Source organism: Shewanella benthica KT99, from assembly GCF_000172075.1.
Classification (GTDB): Bacteria; Pseudomonadota; Gammaproteobacteria; order Enterobacterales; family Shewanellaceae; genus Shewanella; species Shewanella benthica_A.
In genome coordinates this window covers 96,294-115,358 of sequence record NZ_ABIC01000007.1, presented here as the reverse complement: position 1 = coordinate 115,358, position 19,065 = coordinate 96,294, and the positions used below count along the sequence as shown (strand labels likewise).

The window sequence follows — 19,065 nt, the reverse complement described above, 5'->3', positions numbered from 1 at the left end:
ACCGCCCTAGTTGGCGGTTTTTATGACTGAAAAATGGGTTAAGCCAGCTTAGCTGAACTTCGAGTCAGTCTGGTTAAATCGGCAACTGAAATATTAAGCCTGGTTAACATCTTAGTTGCACTTGCAGAAATAACCCCTCGCTTATCATCACGGATAATTCTGCCCGCTTCATCAAGCAAAGCCTGACTCTTGAATCTGCCCTCCCAAAATGCCCCGTACAGTTATCCTCGACATTGGCTTTTCTCGCTATAGGCTCATTCAAGCAGCGCAACTCTTATGAAAGCGTTAGCAAGATATGTCACTTAATCTACTTCGATATTGGGCTATCGTATGCTTAAGTTGTGCGAGGTTTCGCTCCGCCACTAACTCACCTTTAGCAAACCTTTGAGTTAGCTCAGTTCCTTTAAACAACAGGTGCCAATGCTCCACTACCTCTCTATCTGTCCAGCGGTTTGCTGACTCGATATCGATTCTCAACACCACATGTAGATGATTACTCATCACCGCATAAGCCGCTATATCTATAGCAAATGCCCCTACGAGTTCAATGAACCTAGATTCAACCCACTCTCGTCGATGTTCATAGGATTTCCCTGTGTTTGGATCGACTCCGGTGTTTTTCAAGGTAGTTGACACTCTTTGCTTAAATTTTATGCTGCCTTTTCCGTCTCTTCATCAGGCACACTATCTGGGTTCAACATTACCGCGCCGATGGGTTCACAGTTTCTAATTCCGTTAGGCCAGCGCATCGGATTCCTCTCCTGCGCAGCTTCAAGTACGATTTTTCGATTGGACAAAATATCCTTATCTTGCATCGCATGTCTTTTGCCTGGTGACACAAAATTGAGCTTGCTATGTTTATGCTCATCGTTGTACCAAGTGATAAAATCATCAACCCATTCACGCGTCTCTGTCAGGCTATTAAAACCTTTGCTAGGCCATTGTGGTCGGTACTTGAGCGTCCTAAATAATGACTCAGAATAAGGATTGTCATTACTCACACTCGGTCTACTCAGTGAGGCTGTTACGCCCAACTCTTCAAGCTTAGCTTTTATGGTCAGACACTTCATTGGCGCACCATTATCTGAGTGCAACACCAGTGGCTGGTTAAAGCATTGTTCGCGTAGCATGTTTCGTTGCATGAGCTGGGCGGCAAGCTCACCACACTCCCGCTCATGGACTTCATAGCCAACAATTTTACGGCTGTAAATATCTTCAAACATATACAGATAATAAAACTGACCTTTGATGACCGAGGCGCAATAAGTGATATCCCAAGACCAAATTTCATTTGGGCCTTTAGCCTGATAAGCCTCAGGCTTACTCCTTGCCGTGATGTGGCGACTACGGCCACGATGATTGACCTGTTCGTTGGCTTTGAGCACGCGATAGTATGTTGATTCAGAAGCAATATAAACGCCTTCATCCAGGAGTGTCGGCACTATCTGCGACGGAGGTAAACTCGCAAACCTCGATTCATTGCACACATCCAACACTTGCTGACGTTCGTGCTTTGTCAGCTTATTGGCAGGCTCAGGCCTAACGGCTGTGGCCCGTCGGTCTGCTTGTACTTTTCCAGCGCTATACCAACGACGATAAGTCCGCTTACTCACTGAGGCGACTTCACACGCTTTATCCAACCTTGCGCCACTATGGTGAGCCTCTCGGATTAACTCGACTAATTTAACGCGCTCTGCCAGCGGTGTTAGCTCTCCTCGTTGTCGTCTCCCCACAAGGCATTGAGCTTTTTTCTGAGCACCAATAACGCTGCGGTTTCAGCTAGCGCCTTATCTTTATATCGCAGCTCTCATTTCAACGATTTTATCTCAGCTTTATCTGCTTTAGCCTGAATTTTTATCTCTTTAGCTTGAGATTTACTCGACTGAAAACCACCTAAACAATCTTGCTTCCACTCCAGTACATGCTCTCTATATAAACCCTTTTCTCGACAATACTGACTAATTTCAGCTTCTGACATCGGGGCTGTTTCGATAATGACTGCAAGCTTAGCTTCAGCAGACCATTCATCACTGGTTAATGTTTTACCTGGCACGGGTGACCTTCTTTTCTGAGTTTATCGCGCCAATGATACAAGGTTTTGGATGAGACACCTTCACTCTGTGAGACCTCTGCGACAGTCATACTTTGGGGAGGCAATAACTTTTTAAGGATCGCTTCTTTACGTTCTTGTGAATATCTGGCCATCTCGCTCTCTGTTTACCGCCCCTTATGTTGAATTAATGGATGATTTTAAGGGGTGACAACTATCCTGACACATGGGGATACTTACCACAGGTACCTAATTCACATGCTCGAATTTTATAATAGTAAACAGCATTAGTTCTGCTTGGTAATGAGATGAATCTAGAGCCGCCCCCGTCCCACTACAACCATCAATCGTCGTCTTACTAGCTAATTTCCCTGATTTAATAACAAAACGTAAATTACTGGCACTCGCCCCCCCAGAATTCCCGCCACCAGCATAAACCGTTGACCAAGTACTACTATTTAGCGACTCTTGAATTTCATAAGTCACAGCATTACAGCCACTAATTGCATTCCAATTGAGCTGAACACTCGTTGAATATTTTGTGCCAGAAAGTGATGGGGCTGAAGGGCCTGCAGCGGGGAGGAATGCTGCATTAGCAACAACAGAAAAAAGTAAGCCGAACATAAATATTAGCTTCATCGTCAATGATTTTGAGCGCATATTATTCTAAGTCATTGAATTCATATGATAGCAAAAAATACACATAAAGTTACATCATATCAACAAATGTAAACCTTAAGGCTTATTGAATTATTCCTAATAAGTACTAGCAATTAGGATAATTACTAGCGTTCCCCATTCGATTATCTTTAACCATCCTATTCCTATTAAACCGCCAAATTACCATATTCCCCATACAAAAATGCAGCCCTAAGGCTGCATTTAATCTATCCGTTTCTACTTATAACACTGGTGGCTAATCACCGAAGTCATCCAGCATGATGTTTTCCTCTTCGACGCCTAGGCTCTCCAACATGTTGATCACCGAAGTGTTCATAATAGGAGGGCCACACATGTAGAACTCACAATCTTCCGGCGCCTTGTGATTCTTAAGATAGTTCTCAAGAATCACATTATGGATAAAGCCGGTGTAACCATTCCAGTTATCTTCAGGCTGTGGATCAGACAGTGCTACATGCCAGACGAAGTTTTCATTTTCGGCCGCTAGCTTATCGAACTCATCTTGATAGAAGACTTCTCGGGTCGAGCGTGCGCCGTACCAGAAGCTCATCTTACGCTTGGTCTTCACGCCCTTAAGCTGATTGAAGATGTGAGAGCGCATGGGCGCCATACCCGCACCACCGCCGATAAACACCATCTCGGCATCGGTCTCCTTGACGAAGAACTCACCAAATGGTCCCGATATCGTCACCATATCACCGGCTTTCAGGTTGAAGATGTAAGATGACATCTTACCCGGCGGCAAACCTTCCGATGGCGGCGTAGCAATACGCACGTTGAGCATGATGCGGCCTTTCTCGTCCGGGTAGTTAGCCATAGAGTAAGCACGCAGCACATCTTCATCGACTTTAGACACCAGCTTGAACAGGTCATATTTATCCCAGTCACCACGATATTCGTCTGGAATATCGAAATCGCTGTAGTTGACCTGATGAGCCGGCGCTTCGACCTGAATGTAACCACCGGCCTTAAATTTAACGTCTTCGCCTTCGGGGATTTTGAGCAATAGCTCTTTAATGAAGGTCGCCTTGTTATCATTTGAGATAACTTCACATTGCCACTTCTTAACGCCGAAGATCTCCTCTTCGACTTCAAGCTCCATATCGGTTTTAACCGCTACCTGACAGGCTAAACGACAACCCGTTTTAGCCTCTTTCTTGCTGATATGGTCGAGCTCTGTCGGCAGGATATCCCCGCCGCCAGATTTCACGATTACCCGGCATTGACCGCAGGTTCCACCGCCACCACAGGCGGATGGAATAAAAATCTTTTTATTGGCCAATGCCCCAAGCAGCTTATCGCCGGCTGGCGTTGTGATGCTCTTTTCTTCGTCATCATTGATGCCGATTCTTACATCACCGGTTGAAACCAGTTTACTCTTGGCGAATAGAATCACCATGACCAGCATACTCACCACTAGGGTAAACATGCCGATACCAATTGCCATTTCCATCGAATCTACCTTCTCTTAATTCAATTTCGTTAATTCAACTTCGTCAATCCAAGTACGCGATTAGCTCACTGAATTAAATTGAAATACCTGTGAATGCCATAAAGCCCAATGCCATCAAGCCGGTGGTGATAAACGTAATGCCTACACCTTGAAGCCCTTCGGGTATGGCATGAAACTTCATGCGTTCACGCAGGCCTGCCAACATCACAATCGCCATCGCCCAACCAAAACCTGAACCTGCGGCAAACACCACGGACTCACCTAAGGTGTAATCTCGGTTGGCCATAAAAATAACCCCGGCAAAAATTGCACAGTTAACGGTTAACAGTGGCAGGAAGATCCCCAGCGAGTCATAGAGGCTCGGGATGTATTTATCTAAGAACATCTCGAGGATCTGCACTAACGCCGCGATAACACCGATAAAGGTGATCAGCTGCAGGTAACTCAAATCAATCTCAGGGTATCCTGCCCAAGCCAGCGCCCCCGGAGCCAGTACGTTGGCATAAATAAGCTGATTTAAGGGTACCGCAAGCATCATCACCACTATCACCGCGATACCTAGACCGAAGGAGGTAGATACCTTCTTAGAGACCGCGAGAAAGGTACACATGCCCATGAAGAATGACAGCGCCATATTGTCGATAAGGGCCGCCTGAACAAATAGATTTATATAGTGTTCCATAACTTTCTCTTACCCTCTCTTACGCTGAATGACATTGATAGCCCAGATCATCAAACCGATCAGGAAGAAGGCAATCGGTGGCAGTTTGAACATCTCGTTCGTTAGGTACCAGCCTCCATTTTCCACCGTTTTCAAAATCTCATGGCCAAACAGAGTGCCACTGCCGATCAGTTCTCTGACAAAAGCCACGCCGAGTAAGATCACGCCATAGCCCATGGCATTACCTAGCGCATCGACCACGGCCATTGGCGGCTTATTCTTCATGGCAAAGGCTTCTGCACGGCCCATGATGATACAGTTGGTAATAATCAAACCCACAAACACAGATAGCTGGCGAGACAACTCATAAGCGATATCCTGCAGCACCATGTCGACAATGATCACCAATGAGGCGATAATCGTCATCTGCGCGATGATGCGCACGCTGTTGGGGATAAGGTTACGTATGCTCGAGATGATCAGATTCGAAAACACCAGCACGAAGGTCACGGCTAAGGTCATCACCAATGCCGTTTGCATCGAATTACTGACCGCTAGCGCAGAACAGACACCAAGCACCTGCATGGCAACCGGGTTGTTGGATAAAATAGGAGTCGTCAGAACTTCCCGAGTGGCGGCTAAACTTTTACTCATCTTAAACCTCCGCAGCTTTTAGCTTGTCTAAGAAGACTTTAAAGCCTTCGCTACCAAACCAGAATTGAATCGAACGCTGTACACCACGTCCCGTCATGGTTGCACCGCTCACGGCATCGACACCATGAATGTCACCCTCTTTTGCACCGCCCTTAACAATTTTCAATACTGGCTTACCCTTAGCATCGAAAATTTGCTTGCCGCGGAACTTATCAGTCCACTGTGTCTCGTTAAGAAAGTCACCGATACCTGGGGTCTCACCATGTTCATAAAACACCACATTCCCGATAGTATTAAAGTCGGGTTTCAATGCAACGTAGCCATAGATAATCGACCACAGGCCTTTACCATAAATAGGTAAGACAAGACTCACCAACTTGCCATTTTCGTCAAACACTTGGAAAATTCGCACTTGATCGGCACGGGTTTTAATCTTAGCTTTATCTTTCTTTCTCTCTAACTTATGTGATGTTTCAGGGTTAATGGCCGCCATACGCTCATCAAAATCCATCACTTGTGTGCGCTCCAGAGACTGAATTTCACCCGAATCTAGATCGACAATCATAGGCGTAACCGATGCCTCGAAAATGGCACGAAAATCTTGATCGCCGCGGATATCCACATCCGATGCCATCAATACATAACGCTTAAGCTCATCACGCTTCTTGACCAGCTTGCGCTCTTTGAGTAGCTCGGCGGTTCCTGTGATCATAAACGAGCACAAGAGGCTGAGAGTGATGATGAAAATCATGGTTCCCACCACAGAATCTTTCTTCAAGGCCATTATGATTTAGCTCCCGAATTATCATTACTTAACAGTGCAGCGGGGCGCTTAGCTCTGCGCTTGATATTGGCGCGAGCCACCATGTAATCGAACAGTGGCGACCACAAGTTAGCGAATAAGATAGCTAGCATGATCCCCTCAGGCATTTTCAGGTTCATCACCCGAATGAGCACGGTCATAAAGCCAATTAAGATGCCATATGCCAGCTTGCCCTGACGGGTATAAGAAGTCGTCACAGGATCGGTGGCCATAAACATCATAGCAATGGCGAAACCACCGGTCACAAGATGCCAAGTCCAAGGCATGGCGAACATATCATTCTTGCTTGAACCGATAAGGTTAAACATGACAGAGGTTAAGATCATGCCAAGCATGACGCCGGCAACGATACGCCAATCGGCTAAACGAGTGGCAAGCAGTAAACAACCACCTATCAGTAAGGCCAAGGTACTGGTTTCACCGATAGCACCTGGGGTAAAGCCGAAGAAGGCGTTCCACCACACTGGATCGGAGAAGGCTTGATACCAGCTATAATCGATAAAGCTCAACTTACCCGCAGCGGCTTGGGCTAAGGCAGTAGCACCCGAGAAGCCATCTACTGCGACTAAGAGTGCAGGTTCTGCTATCTGAGTCGGATAAGCAAAGAAGATAAAGGCTAAGCCCGCTAACGCCGGATTAAGGAAGTTATACCCCATACCGCCGAAGAGCTCTTTGGCGATGATCACACCAAAAGTGATCCCCATAGCGACTAACCAGAGTGGCGTCGACACGGGCAATATCAGGGTAAACAGTAAGGCGGTAACGAAGAAGCCTTCGTGAAGCTCTTGGCCACGCACCTTAGCGAACACCATCTCCCACAACAGACTGACTAACAGTGCGGTCAGATAGATAGGAAAGTAGAAGCTAAGACCGTATAAAAACAAGCCGATGAGACCCGTCTGTTCGGTGAGGCCACCTAAGACTAAATTAAATGGCGCGAGTTGCCATACATCAGGAGTCGATAAGCCAGATGCTATCGCGATCTGTGCCTGAAGCCCTAAATTGTATAAGCCAAAAAAGATAGCTGGCATTAAACAAAGACCCACTAAGGTCATGGTACGTTTAACATCGATGGCGTCACGTACGTGCACCTTACCTTTAGTGCTGCGCCCGTTGGCGATAACTAAGGATCTTAGATACCCCTTCATCGCCTGACCCGGCGCGTAGTAGTCTTGCTGAACGTCAGGTTTTCTATCGTTATTACTCATTTATCCTTCCTTCTCAATGATGTCCAGGCAGGCACGAAGCTCTTTACCGAAATCGTATTTTCCCGGACAAACAAAGGTACATAATGCTAAATCTTCTTCATCTAACTCTAATGCGCCGAGCTCCTGCGCCTCGTCGGTATCACGGACCACTAAGTCCCGAACCAACAAGGTCGGTAATATATCCAAGGGCATGACGCGATCTAGCTGACCAAATGCCATCATGGCGCGCTGTGATCCCCCTGTGTGAGTGGTCATATTGAATAATTTTTTAGCATGGGTAAATCGTGAGGTCACCGCGCGAGTGATAGAAAATTTATCTGCGCCGCCGCGAACCCAAGAGAGCAATTCATGCTCAGAATCTTCGGTCAAGGCGGTGATTTGATTGTGAAAGCGGCCAAGGTAGCTGTGTGGACCCGATGCTGTGTGACCCGAGAGTACAGAGCCTGAAACCACTCGTGAAAGACCTGGTGTTAACTCATTCTTAGTACTTTCAAGGATCTCGGCACCAAGCTGAATGCGGATAAGCCTAGGGTTAATCACATCCGGGCCGGCAATAGACACGACGCGATCGGTATAAAGCTCACCGGTCATAAATAGCTTGCCGTAGGCGATAACGTCTTGATAGCCAATATGCCAAACAGTACGTTCGATACCCACAGGCAGAGTAAAGTGAATGTGAGTACCCACTAACCCAGCAGGATGAACTCCACCGAAACGCTTGGTTTCGACCTGAGGAAGATCATGGCCAGGCAGGCTATCTCCTTCGTCATGGCACAGATACACCTTATTGTCGGTTAAGCGAGTGAGTACCTGCACACCGGTTAAAAACGCTTTTTCCTGCTCGGCGATGATAATACGCGGATCGGCTGCTAACGGATTGGTGTCCATGGCAGTAACGAATATGCCTGCAGGTGATGAATCGAGTTCTGGAACCCGAGAAAAGGGGCGAGTACGCAGCGCAGTCCATAAACCACTGTTCACTAAGTTATCTCTAACTTGTTCACGACTCACTTGAGCAAGTGAGTCATAGGATTCGAAACTGATGCTGTCATAGCCGTGACATCTAATCACCACCGACTGAAGCACACGGCGTTCACCACGGTGAATCGCCACCACCTCACCGCTAGCGGGAGCAGTAAATATCACACTGGGTGTTCTCTTATCTTCGAACAGCGGCTGACCTTTCTTAACCTCTGCACCCACTTCAACCAACATACGAGGCTTTAAGCCAACATACTCTTCACCAAGAATGGCCACATGAGATGACCTGGAGAAATTTTCAATCTCTTGCCTAGGCTCTCCGGCAATCGGTACATCTAGGCCTTTCTTTATTGTTTTAACCTGATCTGAGAAACCTGCCATCACAATCATCAACCATAAAAATTAGGATAGTGAATGGTAAATGCTTGTTAACTAAAATACCAACATTGAGGTCACATTACATTCCAGAACTGTAAGCCAACAACGAAATTTAGCTCAAATTTGTGAACTAGATTTATAATCGAATAAATATGAGAGTAACAATGTGGCTTTATAACAAAATAACTAATGTTTACTCACCCGCTCCTTTTCAATAGCTAACGCTTGCATGCCCGCAGTAATCGCCATTACCGCTTTAGATTTAAACTCACGACGATAGAGAGTGTAGACAACGAACAGGCTAGCGCAGATGAATAAAACAGGATGGAAAAACCAGCACATGACAGCCATCGAGAAATAGTATGCTCTTAAGCCATAATTATAGGAGTGCGCCGCCTGGTCTTGCACTATCGCCATCTGCTTTGCATAGTTTTTAAGGTTTTCATTACAGCCACTGGGATCGAAAGGCGCCGCACCCACCATCACATTGAGAAAGCCATATTGGCGCATGGACCAGGTAAACTGAAAGAAAGCCATCACGAAGATGAAGGTCAATAAGGCCAATTTAACTTGGATTAACAGGTACTGCGGGGTAGCGGCATAAGGGATTGTGGCTATCACAGCCTCTAAGCGCTCCACCTGAGCAAACAGGGTCAACACACCGGCGAGTACCAACATAGTCGTAGAAGCGAAAAAAGTGATGTTACGCTCCAGATTCGCCAATAAGGCCGCCTCTCCGACTCGAATCTCGCGGGTCATCAGCTCATTCATCCAATGAATTCGATGTTGATGTAAGCTTCTGGCAATACAGTTAGTGGTTTTAGCCTTACGGCGCGCAAAGGTGGTATAGCCCACCCAGCAACAGAAAAAGCACACAAAAGAGACAACATCTAGCACAGAAAAAGACATACCAACCTACTAACTCCATAAACCTAAGGCTATTAAACCAGTTTTGCGCTCCAGTAACCATCACTCTAATGGGGAAAGATGTTTTTCAATCGGTTGCCACTGAGTCAATATTAAACAGTTAAAACATTAGCAAACTTAGAGCCTAGTCAGCTTTGGCATGTGAACACCTTTTCCCTGCTACACTTTAAATCAACTATCGGTCGCTCAAAAAGGAACGGTAATGGATTACTCAAATAGAATTTTTAAGCTTGCACTGTTAAGCTTTTCCTTATCTGCTACGGGGCTAATAGGATTCGATGCCGCCGCAGCCAACGTCCCATCAGAGACGCAAGATGCGTCTAACTCACATCGTGCTTTCCCGTCTGTAACACTTGCCGAACCCGCTAACGGTGAACATGCCATAGGTCTACTTGGTGCTAAACTTCCAGAAGTAGCTGCTTGGTATGGCAAGACTACAGCTCAGTTTGCCAAGATGATCAGACAAGACTCGAGTGTCTGGTTAGATAAACAAGGGCGAGTTTTCTATGTTGAGATCCAAGAGCCCAGTCAACACAGCATGACCGAACCTTTGACCGCTCCGGAAACTGCACTTAACCAAGAGCAAACGTTCAAGTTACATAGCAGGGCTGGAGCGCCTAGAACAATACTGTTAGATTTTGATGGCCACACTACAACAGGCACAGCCTGGAATGACTCCTATGGCACACCGATTGTGTCACCCGCTTACAACCCCTATGGAGTTCCTGAGACCTTTACCCAAGACGAACTCGATAGAATTCACCTGATGTGGCGACAGGTCGCCGAAGACTTTGCCCCCTTTAATGTCGATGTCACCACAGAAGACCTCACTAACCCAGATGACCTTGCAGCCGATCCTATAGCCCGTGAAACCTCAGGCGATCAACTGTTCGGTACACGCGTGGTCATAACCCAGAACACCTTCTCCAACTGCGACTGTGGTGGCTTTGCCTATCTCAAATCATTCAATGATTACGGAGCCAATACCAATTACTTAAAACCCGCCTTCGTGTTTAACTCGAGTGTCGTCGGTGCCGGTGAAGCTATCACCCACGAGGCGGGTCATAACTTAGGGCTAAGCCATGATGGACAAACAAATGGAACCGGTTATTACACAGGCCATGGCTCAGGTGTAACTGGCTGGGCACCGATAATGGGGGTGGGTTATTATCAAGAATTAGTGCAGTGGAGCATGAACACCTACCCACTGGCCAATCAGCCTCAAGATGATATCTCTGACATTCAATACTATGGTGCCCCCTTGATGGCTGATGACCATGTCGATGACATGAGCATCGTCGACAACGTAACCGCCATGACAGTCACAGCTAATGGCGCAACAGACCAACTCAATGCTTTTGGGCTAATTCACCTTAGTAGCGATCAAGATATGTTTAAATTCGATGCGGCGATGGGTAGCTATAGCATCTCTATTCAAGCCGATGATATCAGTCCAAACTTAGACATAGAAGCCAGCCTCTATGACAGCAGCGGTAACTTGCTGCAAACAGACAATGTCGCAGATGTTCTATCGGCATCACTGAGCGGCAGCTTCGCCAGTGCCGGAACCTACTTCCTGATGATAGATGGTGTCGGTAAAGGTGATCCTCTGGATACGGGCTACCCAGATTACGGCAGCTTAGGCCAATACATCATATCTGCCACCGTTCAGAGCACCTCAAACCTTCAGACTCCAACGGCCAACATCGGCACCTCAGGCTATTCGCCAGCTTTTGCACCTACATCTGTGTCATTTAGCAGTGCAGGCTCGACAGATGATGGCGACATTGTCAGTTATGACTGGCTTTTCGGTGACGGAACGGGAGTGACAACCACAGATCCTGTCGATGATCCGACTCATGAATATCTGGCCCCGGGAGAATACATAGCCAGCCTTACCGTCACAGACAATGATGGCTTAAGTGACCAAGACTCGATTGCAGTTTCAGTCCTGAATCGAGCGCCAATGGCGGTAATAGCAGCAGATCCACTTACGGGCCAGGCAGCATTGGAGGTGACATTTGATAGCTCTGGCTCAAAAGATGATGATCCCCAAAGCAGTATCAGCTTCGATTGGAACTTTGGTGATGGCGCAAGCTCAACTGAGGCGATGCCAAAACATCTTTATACTACAGCAGGTGATTATACTGCGACTCTTACTGTCACCGACAATTTAGCGGCCAGTGATGCAGTTAATATCAATATTAGCGTCGATGCACCTCCCTTTATCAATCAAGTCGCTTATGGTGAGATATTCACGGCAGGCACAGTGAGCGGCAACTACCAAGACTCGGCCCTCGATAGTGGCTCGAGTCAGACAATTACAGAACGCCAATCTGGCGGTAAGAAGCAGAATCGGTTTAGCTACCTAACCCATACTTGGCTATTTAGCATCGCAGCGGCCAACTTAGTCGAGTTACATCTGGATGCCAGCATGTCTGTCTCACCTGACGACCAAATGATACTCTCTTACTCAGTCGATAATGGCGCAAATTTTTCTGACTTTGCAGCACTTTCCAGTGGTGACAGCAAGCATTACAGCACCCCGCTTCCCCAAGGTGTGAGCGGGGAAGTCAGACTAAGAATTGAAGATAGCGATCAAAGTGCCGGGAACAATAGCTCATTCGATAGCATCACAATTTCGAATCTCTATATTCGTTCTGAAACAGATGCTAGCCTAACGCCGCCGAGTGCCCCCACAGAACTGAGCGCCAGCATGGCTTCTTCGAGTCAGATAAATCTAGCTTGGATGGATAACTCAACGAATGAGTCGAGCTTCAATATTGAACGCTCATTAAATGCGACTAACTGGACACAAGTCCAGACTCTGCCAGCCGAGACCACGAGTTATAACGACACAGGACTATCTGCCGACACCCTATATTACTATCGAATCTATGCCGCCAACGGTGCAGGTAACTCATTAATCTCGAATATAGATTCTGACTCCACTTCGCCTGCAAGTCATTTTAACTTGTCAGCCTCGGGTTATAAGTACAAAGGTGTTAAACATATAGAGCTTCACTGGCAACAATATCAAACTATTGATATTGTTTTGGATGAAGTACTAACAGCAAGTCTTACTGGTATATCAGGCGCAGAAACTGCGGAAAAATACTACTTTGATCTAAATACAGAGATTAAAGGTGGTAGTAGTCATTCGGTACGAGTCTGTGAGAGCGGCACAAGTAATTGCTCCGATACGCTGAATATTACCGTTTTCCCATAGCGTTAATTACCAAAGTATTGCTAACCAGCCTATTTTCAACAAGATTCAGTCAATAAAAAACCACCGTAATAGCAATATTCACGGTGGTTTGATTAATCATTAAGCCAATTTAACTTAATCTAAATTAGAACGTCACCGTCTGTTCGGCTGTACAGCTAGAACTCCCATCATCACAGGCCTTATAGGTATATGAACCACCACCTTTAGCGCTGATAATATCGGTATAAGTCAAACTGGCAGATGTCGTGGTAATCATGCTGCCGTCACGGTAAACATCAACATGAGTCCCCGCAGCACCATTAAAGGTTAAATCGACCTTCTTCACGCCTTTACTCTTGTAGCCATTTGCGCTCATAGTAAAGTCGCCACCGGGCTCTCCGCCGCCGTCACCGGCGCAACCATTGGCAGTAAGGTATGCATCTGCTGCAGATGCTTTCACGATACCGTAGCCAAAATAAACATCCTTACCAGCAGCGCCACTATCCATGGCCGTCGCCTTTAATGCTTCACGGATTTCACTGCCGTTACATTGGTTATGGTTAGACCAAACCAGAGCAGCCAAGCCCGACACTGCTGGGGTCGCCATAGAGGTACCGCTCATAAAGCCATAATCTGACGTGCCAATATCGACAGCAATCGTACTCGCGGCCATTAGCGCACCGCGATCCTCAAATGTAGCCCCAACAGCTGGAATACTCGTAGCATTGGTATCACCTAGCGTGCCATATAACATGCCAGGTTCGTTGTTGATGATAACTGCGCCTATACCGCCTGAGTTTTCACAATTTGCCACCTTATCGTGGAATGAGATATTACCGAGGTCGATCACACACACATTGCCATTAGCACCACTATCGGTCGTCTCTGCCGTGCCCATATAATAAGTACTGCCAGTGACACTGCCGGGGTTTTCCATGGCGGAGCTTGCAAAAGCAACGCCATCGGCAGTCATATTCGCAGCCGTAGCCATACCGGCAGGATAAGTCGAAAGTGTATCTACACCACCAGCCGTGACCTCGACACAGATAGTCTCATCTGTTTTCACCTTCTTGCCACGCCCGGTCGTACAACTAGGAAATTGTGAGAAATCGGCAATATTATTGTCGGCGTCGTTAGCACCGATCATCATCACAGATGGGTAACCCGCAGGGTACGAGCGAACATTATTACCATCGTTACCCGCTGCCGCGACCACCAGGCCACCGGCATCGACGAATGACTGGAAGGCATTAGACTCGGTAGAGTTAGCGCCTCCGCCACCTAGACTCATGCTGATAATGTTTGCACCAGCCGCGCTACAAAGGTCTGCTGCATGGGCTAAGTCTGATGAGTAGCCCCAGCCATCATCGTTAAACACCTTGATGAGATGCATGTCGATACCCGGTGCCATACCAATCACGCCGACATTATTGTCTGCCGCGCCAATCGTGCCAGCAACGTGTGTACCGTGTGGCCCGCCGTTCTCATCCCAGTTGCCTGTGCCTGAATCATTGTCGCCGCTGATATTATTCCACTCAAAATCGGTGTTAGTGGTATCGAGTCCAGAATCGATAATACACACCTTCATGCCCGCACTGGCATTGAATGCAACTTGATTAGCTTGAGATTGATACACTGCATAAGGTGTGACTTTCTGGGTCATGGGATCACCGGCATCATCACTGTAGGCCGACATAAGTTGACGACGCTGGTCCACTTCAATCAACTTAATATGTGGGTTGTTAAGCAGCCCTTTCACTTGGGCAAAATTTTTACCACTAAAAGTGGCGGCGATAAAGCCATTGCCGTCCACATGGATTTGACCTCCGAGTTATTTAGTCAGTGCTTTTATAACACCTTTCTTGCTGCTATCGACTTGAATGATATATCGATCATCATCTGCAATGACACTTGTAGACACACTCACGGTAAGGGCCATGATTGCGCCTGCAACTTTAGATAACTTCATAGATTTGCTCCATTATATTTTTTGTTTAGAGTTACTATTTAGATTCGAACACACCGCAAATTATCGGCTACGACTATCGCCTTTGATGGTATTTTCGTTTGCTTACGCTCCCGAAGCTAACAAAAGATCACAATTGCAGCAAGCCAATAACAATATAGCAACACGCAACCTGGCGTCCTAATAACATTTTCATTCGTCCATAAAAAAACCAATCAGGAATGAGTGTTATCGATCACCTACGAGCAAGAGCTAACCTTAAGTATCAGCCACCAAGATCTCATCGGTGCTGGTTTCACTTGTCTTGTTACTCTGGCCAGTTTTATAACCTACGAAAGCGAAAAACAGGATATAGGCAGAAAAGAAGGCACAGCCTACTCGTGTCCAAGGCCGCCCATCTCTGGCGTTGCCAGATATAACATCAGAATCGAACCAATAGAGACTTCGACCCCCACATAACAGCCCCCCCCCAGCGCCATACATCAAGTGCTTATGGTCTAAAAAGGACCCTTTTACCTGACTACCGACCGAGGATGTACTAACACTGTCAATTTTCGGCAGTCGGGTAAAATAGATAAGTGCCGCGATACCGATAATCACCACGGCTTGGACCATATAAGGAATTTGAACCGCTGCCGCCTAAGTTCATCCGCGCCGATCCCGTTTGTTCCGAGCCAACTTTGACGATTAAAGGGTTAAGGGCAACTTGTAAGAATGCGACACCAGTGGCCAAGACGAAGAGTGCAAACATCACCGCCATGTATTCCATATAGTGGGCGGCGGGAATAAATAAGAGATAGCCGATACCCATGATGCCTAATGCCAACGCTGTTAATTGGTTCGATTGGTATTATTAATCGACATCCATCAGGCTATGGCGAGCACAAACAAACTTCTCTCTCCCAATCCTGTTATGCCTATGTTATTTTTTACATCATTATCAATCACTAGGGTCTCGTACCTATGTTTACTTCCAAGAGCTTCTCCTTTCTTTCCCTGCTCGATGCAAATAACCAACGGGAATGGTTCAAGGCTAATCAGGCCCAATATGAAGATGAAGTTCGCACTCCGGCCCTTAAATTTATCGAAGCCATGCAGCCCCATGTGCTGGCGCTATCACCAAGATTAACCGCCACCTCCAAGAAAGTCGGTGGCAGCTTGATGCGTCCACAGCGTGATGCCCGTTTCAGTAAAGACAAGACTCCATATAAGACCAATGTCGGCATTCAATTTCGTCACTTTCAGGGCAAAGATGTCCACGCTCCCGGCCTATATCTGCATATTGCCAACGATGGCTGCTTTATCGGTGCGGGGATTTGGCATCCCGACTCTAAGGCACTCAACAAACTGCGGACCTGTATCGATGAAAACCCCAATGCCTATAAGAAGGCATTAGTTCAGTTGCGAGAAGCAGGATTCGAGATGGAGGGCAGTAGTCTGGTACGCCCGCCAAGGGGATATGATAAGACCCACCCCATGTTAGATGAGTTAAAGCGCAAAGACTTTATCGCCATCAAATCGATAGAGGCTAAACAGATCACAGATAAAGACTTTGTCTCCTGGTGCGCCAACGAATTTAAGCACACCCAAAAACTAATGGGTTACCTATGTTTCGCGTTAGATTTGGATTACTAAAACAAAACGACGTAATAAAGCCATCATAAATCGGGACTCGATCACCTAGCACTTAGCACTCTGGATGAATGAGCTTGTAGGTAATGACGTAGAGTTGTTCTGTGTTTGGATAAACCTGACTGATTATTTCCTTTAGCTTAGGTAACTCAAGGTATTCTTGCTGGGCGTGAAACTCGTTGATCTCGCTGAATAGAATTGGCTCTACCGACTTAATTTCGATATCACAAACCTTAATATTGGTTTCTAAGGTATACACCTCTACCTGAGTGCCCGGCACATAATGACACTCAGACTCATCCCTGATGGTGATGGTCTTTTTCCCCGATGCAACAAAGGGGGTGAGCATTTCAAAAAAACTGATTGTTGTTGGTACGTCTGTCATTGATAAATCCAAATTATCTATTTTGTTATTTCGACTAACTTAGTCAGCGATTTTACTCATGTCTTTTACTTCACTAAAACGGTATTGCCCGTTTCAATGATCACCATATTTTTTTATTAACCAAGATTCTACCAATAAAGACCACTAATATGATGACTCCCAAACATACACTGAAAAAATCCAAGGGCATAAACAGACTTTCATGTAGGAATCCTTTTTCATCGACATATTGATAGCACATATTTTCCAGCGATTCTAAGGCTGAAAGGCTAATGGAGCAAGAGCACCCTAACCATTACCAATAGCAATAAGCTATATAAAAAATCTAACCACCTTGATTCGAAGCTGGCCCACATCTGTTATAATTCGCCCCCAGATAAATACCATCCTAGATAACTACCCATGGGCGACGCCTTGAACACAAGCCACACTGATTCAACTCTCCATTCGAGAATAGGCTCAACAGCTGATGATCACCTCTCAATCGTGACCTTTCTAAACGAGATCAAAGCGACCTCTTTTGCAGCCTTGACTGCCGAGACTCAGGTGCAAAAGCGTGCTCTTAGCTATGCCAATACCATACTTCACCTATTTACTCAGGTGATGGAAAAGAAGCAGCCGGCCGATCGCGTTGTGGGTGAGTACTTTAGAGTCAATAAAAAGCATGGTTCTAAAGACAGGCGGGTGATCCGTGAGAGTTTATTTGCCCTGTTTCGTTGGTGGGGATGGTTAAACAAATTCTCAACTCATACCGGTACTTGCACAGTAAATACAGGCACCCAATCTTGGTTCACTATGTTGACGCTTAATGCCCGGCTGGAGTCCCATTCATGGGAACCGTTTATTGCAGCCTGGACAGGCTTTTCTGGCCAGAAGCAAGCGCTCATTCTTGATGCAGACACACCTTTAGAGACAGTATCGGCAAAATGTGACTGGCTGGCTAGCCAGTTTCCGGCTATCTCTTTTACCACAGATGACTTAGTTCCAGAGTGGTTCTGGCAGACTTGCCCCATTCAAGATGCCGAGCAGCGCTTGGCTATGGTCCAGGCCCTATCTTCTCGCCCGCCAATCTGGGCCAGAGTACAGAATATCGCAACCAATGAGGCCATAGCGAAGCTAGCCAAATTAGATATCACCGCCACGGCGAGTGAGTATTTTAGCGATAGCATCAGTCTTGGCCATAAGAGTATCAACCTCAACGGCATGTCACTATATCGTGAAGGCGAGCTTGAGATACAAGACTTAGGCTCACAAGTTGTCGGGCAAATATGTAACCCGAGTCCAAATGATAACTGGTGGGATACCTGCAGTGGTGCAGGCGGTAAGAGTCTGCAATTAAGATCTTTGATGTTAGCCAAGGACAAGCAAGCTAGGGGCACAATTATCGTCTCAGATGTGCGTCGTAAGCCATTAGAGGAGCTGGCCAAGCGCGCTAAACGTGCAGGCTTTAAAGGCATCACAGCTTCCCCTTGGAAGTCCGATGATCTGCCTGTGCCGCATAATCACTTCGATGGCGTGCTTGTTGATGCGCCTTGTAGTTGCACTGGTACCTGGCGACGCAACCCGGATATGCGCTGGATAGATGGGATTGAAGCTGTTCAGGATAAACCAGATCTGCAACTGGATATTATCAGCCGCTCCAGTCAGGCAGTTAAAATCGGTGGCACCTTGGTATATGCCACCTGCTCACTGTCCCCCTTGGAAAATGAAGATGTGGTCAATGCCTTCTTGGCCAAGCACGCTGATTTTACTCTGGTAGTCACTAGACATCCGTTTACTGGCGTAGAGGCCTGTATGCATCTAGTCTTGCCGTATCAAGCCGATACCGATGGCATGTTCGTCGCTCGAATGAAAAGAAAATAGGCCATGGAACAAGTTCGATCTGACTTCATCTATTCCCCCGGTTCTATGCTGTGGTTCGCCCTATAGTGATGGCATGGGCGATGTGGTGGTCAGAGTGAGCCATTAACTAAGGCTGTCGACAAGGTTAAGGCGATGGCCACTCAAGCCTATCAAGTCTGGCTCAATGAAAATCTGCATGGGTTGGCAATACACACC

General features: G+C 46.7%; 14 protein-coding genes and 3 pseudogenes. 3 read left to right on the top strand and 14 right to left on the bottom strand.

Going from position 1 to position 19,065, the window contains the following annotated elements; genetic code table 11:
- Positions 1-44: 44 nt before the first annotated feature.
- The 10 genes and pseudogenes from KT99_RS20510 to KT99_RS04875 all read right to left on the bottom strand — a co-directional run.
- A pseudogene (locus KT99_RS20510) lies at positions 45-615 on the bottom strand (hypothetical protein); the annotation flags it as partial.
- Between the two features lie 35 nt (positions 616-650).
- Positions 651-2,205 (bottom strand): annotated as a pseudogene (locus KT99_RS04920) (IS3 family transposase).
- Positions 2,206-2,299: 94 nt separating this feature from the next.
- Complete coding sequence (locus KT99_RS04910) at positions 2,300-2,689, bottom strand: hypothetical protein (protein ID WP_005497610.1); 390 nt, start codon at positions 2,687-2,689, stop codon at positions 2,300-2,302.
- 277 nt (positions 2,690-2,966) lie between these two features.
- The gene (gene nqrF / locus KT99_RS04905) at positions 2,967-4,184 is read right to left on the bottom strand and encodes an NADH:ubiquinone reductase (Na(+)-transporting) subunit F (protein WP_005497609.1); all 1,218 of its coding nucleotides are present in this window, start codon (positions 4,182-4,184) and stop codon (positions 2,967-2,969) included.
- Between the two features lie 73 nt (positions 4,185-4,257).
- On the bottom strand, positions 4,258-4,866 hold the full coding sequence (gene nqrE, locus KT99_RS04900; protein ID WP_005497608.1) for an NADH:ubiquinone reductase (Na(+)-transporting) subunit E: 609 nt from the start codon (positions 4,864-4,866) through the stop codon (positions 4,258-4,260).
- Between the two features lie 9 nt (positions 4,867-4,875).
- A complete protein-coding gene (locus tag KT99_RS04895) occupies positions 4,876-5,499 on the bottom strand; it encodes an NADH:ubiquinone reductase (Na(+)-transporting) subunit D (RefSeq protein ID WP_005497607.1) in 624 nt (207 codons plus the stop codon).
- A gap of 1 nt (position 5,500) precedes the next feature.
- Positions 5,501-6,283 (bottom strand): Na(+)-translocating NADH-quinone reductase subunit C, encoded by a 783-nt coding sequence (locus tag KT99_RS04890; RefSeq protein ID WP_005497606.1) that lies wholly within the window; start codon positions 6,281-6,283, stop codon positions 5,501-5,503.
- Complete coding sequence (locus tag KT99_RS04885; protein ID WP_005497605.1) at positions 6,283-7,530, bottom strand: NADH:ubiquinone reductase (Na(+)-transporting) subunit B; 1,248 nt, start codon at positions 7,528-7,530, stop codon at positions 6,283-6,285. Before KT99_RS04885 ends, KT99_RS04890 begins: the two co-directional genes overlap by 1 nt.
- Positions 7,531-8,892 (bottom strand): Na(+)-translocating NADH-quinone reductase subunit A, encoded by a 1,362-nt coding sequence (locus tag KT99_RS04880; RefSeq protein WP_040571627.1) that lies wholly within the window; start codon positions 8,890-8,892, stop codon positions 7,531-7,533. It lies immediately after the preceding gene.
- Positions 8,893-9,075: 183 nt separating this feature from the next.
- A complete protein-coding gene (locus KT99_RS04875; protein ID WP_005497603.1) occupies positions 9,076-9,798 on the bottom strand; it encodes a DUF599 domain-containing protein in 723 nt (240 codons plus the stop codon).
- A 220-nt stretch (positions 9,799-10,018) separates the two neighbouring features.
- Between KT99_RS04875 and KT99_RS04870 the strand changes: the two genes are divergently transcribed.
- On the top strand, positions 10,019-13,045 hold the full coding sequence (locus KT99_RS04870) for a PKD domain-containing protein (protein ID WP_005497602.1): 3,027 nt from the start codon (positions 10,019-10,021) through the stop codon (positions 13,043-13,045).
- Positions 13,046-13,169: 124 nt separating this feature from the next.
- Here the strand turns inward: KT99_RS04870 and KT99_RS04865 are convergent.
- Positions 13,170-14,993 (bottom strand): annotated as a pseudogene (locus tag KT99_RS04865) (S8 family serine peptidase).
- A gap of 544 nt (positions 14,994-15,537) precedes the next feature.
- A complete protein-coding gene (locus tag KT99_RS04855; protein WP_005497598.1) occupies positions 15,538-15,801 on the bottom strand; it encodes a hypothetical protein in 264 nt (87 codons plus the stop codon).
- Positions 15,802-15,953: 152 nt separating this feature from the next.
- Between KT99_RS04855 and KT99_RS04850 the strand changes: the two genes are divergently transcribed.
- Positions 15,954-16,625 carry a DUF2461 domain-containing protein gene (locus KT99_RS04850; RefSeq protein ID WP_005497597.1) on the top strand — a complete coding sequence of 224 codons (672 nt, stop codon included), beginning with the start codon at positions 15,954-15,956 and terminating at the stop codon, positions 16,623-16,625.
- A gap of 52 nt (positions 16,626-16,677) precedes the next feature.
- Here KT99_RS04850 and yqfB read toward each other — a convergent pair whose 3' ends face one another.
- Entirely contained in the window at positions 16,678-17,007 is a 330-nt protein-coding gene (yqfB, locus tag KT99_RS04845; protein ID WP_040571609.1) for a N(4)-acetylcytidine aminohydrolase, read from the bottom strand.
- 100 nt (positions 17,008-17,107) lie between these two features.
- Positions 17,108-17,248, bottom strand: a complete 141-nt coding sequence (locus KT99_RS23505) for a DUF3955 domain-containing protein (RefSeq protein WP_083804809.1) — start codon at positions 17,246-17,248, stop codon at positions 17,108-17,110.
- A gap of 245 nt (positions 17,249-17,493) precedes the next feature.
- Between KT99_RS23505 and KT99_RS04840 the strand changes: the two genes are divergently transcribed.
- Complete coding sequence (locus tag KT99_RS04840) at positions 17,494-18,870, top strand: RsmB/NOP family class I SAM-dependent RNA methyltransferase (protein ID WP_005497593.1); 1,377 nt, start codon at positions 17,494-17,496, stop codon at positions 18,868-18,870.
- Positions 18,871-19,065 lie beyond the last annotated feature (195 nt).

Excerpts from the sequence above, each read along its gene's own strand:
- KT99_RS04895 (WP_005497607.1), bottom strand. The coding sequence starts at position 5,499 with ATGAGTAAAAGTTTAGCCGCCACTCGGGAAGTTCTGACGACTCCTATT.
- KT99_RS04910 (WP_005497610.1), bottom strand. The coding sequence starts at position 2,689 with ATGAAGCTAATATTTATGTTCGGCTTACTTTTTTCTGTTGTTGCTAAT.
- KT99_RS04855 (WP_005497598.1), bottom strand. The coding sequence starts at position 15,801 with ATGGGTATCGGCTATCTCTTATTTATTCCCGCCGCCCACTATATGGAA.
- KT99_RS04850 (WP_005497597.1), top strand. The coding sequence starts at position 15,954 with ATGTTTACTTCCAAGAGCTTCTCCTTTCTTTCCCTGCTCGATGCAAAT.
- nqrE (WP_005497608.1), bottom strand. The coding sequence starts at position 4,866 with ATGGAACACTATATAAATCTATTTGTTCAGGCGGCCCTTATCGACAAT.
- KT99_RS04890 (WP_005497606.1), bottom strand. The coding sequence starts at position 6,283 with ATGGCCTTGAAGAAAGATTCTGTGGTGGGAACCATGATTTTCATCATC.
- KT99_RS04875 (WP_005497603.1), bottom strand. The coding sequence starts at position 9,798 with ATGTCTTTTTCTGTGCTAGATGTTGTCTCTTTTGTGTGCTTTTTCTGT.
- yqfB (WP_040571609.1), bottom strand. The coding sequence starts at position 17,007 with ATGACAGACGTACCAACAACAATCAGTTTTTTTGAAATGCTCACCCCC.
- nqrF (WP_005497609.1), bottom strand. The coding sequence starts at position 4,184 with ATGGAAATGGCAATTGGTATCGGCATGTTTACCCTAGTGGTGAGTATG.
- KT99_RS04880 (WP_040571627.1), bottom strand. The coding sequence starts at position 8,892 with ATGGCAGGTTTCTCAGATCAGGTTAAAACAATAAAGAAAGGCCTAGAT.
- KT99_RS23505 (WP_083804809.1), bottom strand. The coding sequence starts at position 17,248 with ATGTGCTATCAATATGTCGATGAAAAAGGATTCCTACATGAAAGTCTG.
- KT99_RS04870 (WP_005497602.1), top strand. The coding sequence starts at position 10,019 with ATGGATTACTCAAATAGAATTTTTAAGCTTGCACTGTTAAGCTTTTCC.
- KT99_RS04885 (WP_005497605.1), bottom strand. The coding sequence starts at position 7,530 with ATGAGTAATAACGATAGAAAACCTGACGTTCAGCAAGACTACTACGCG.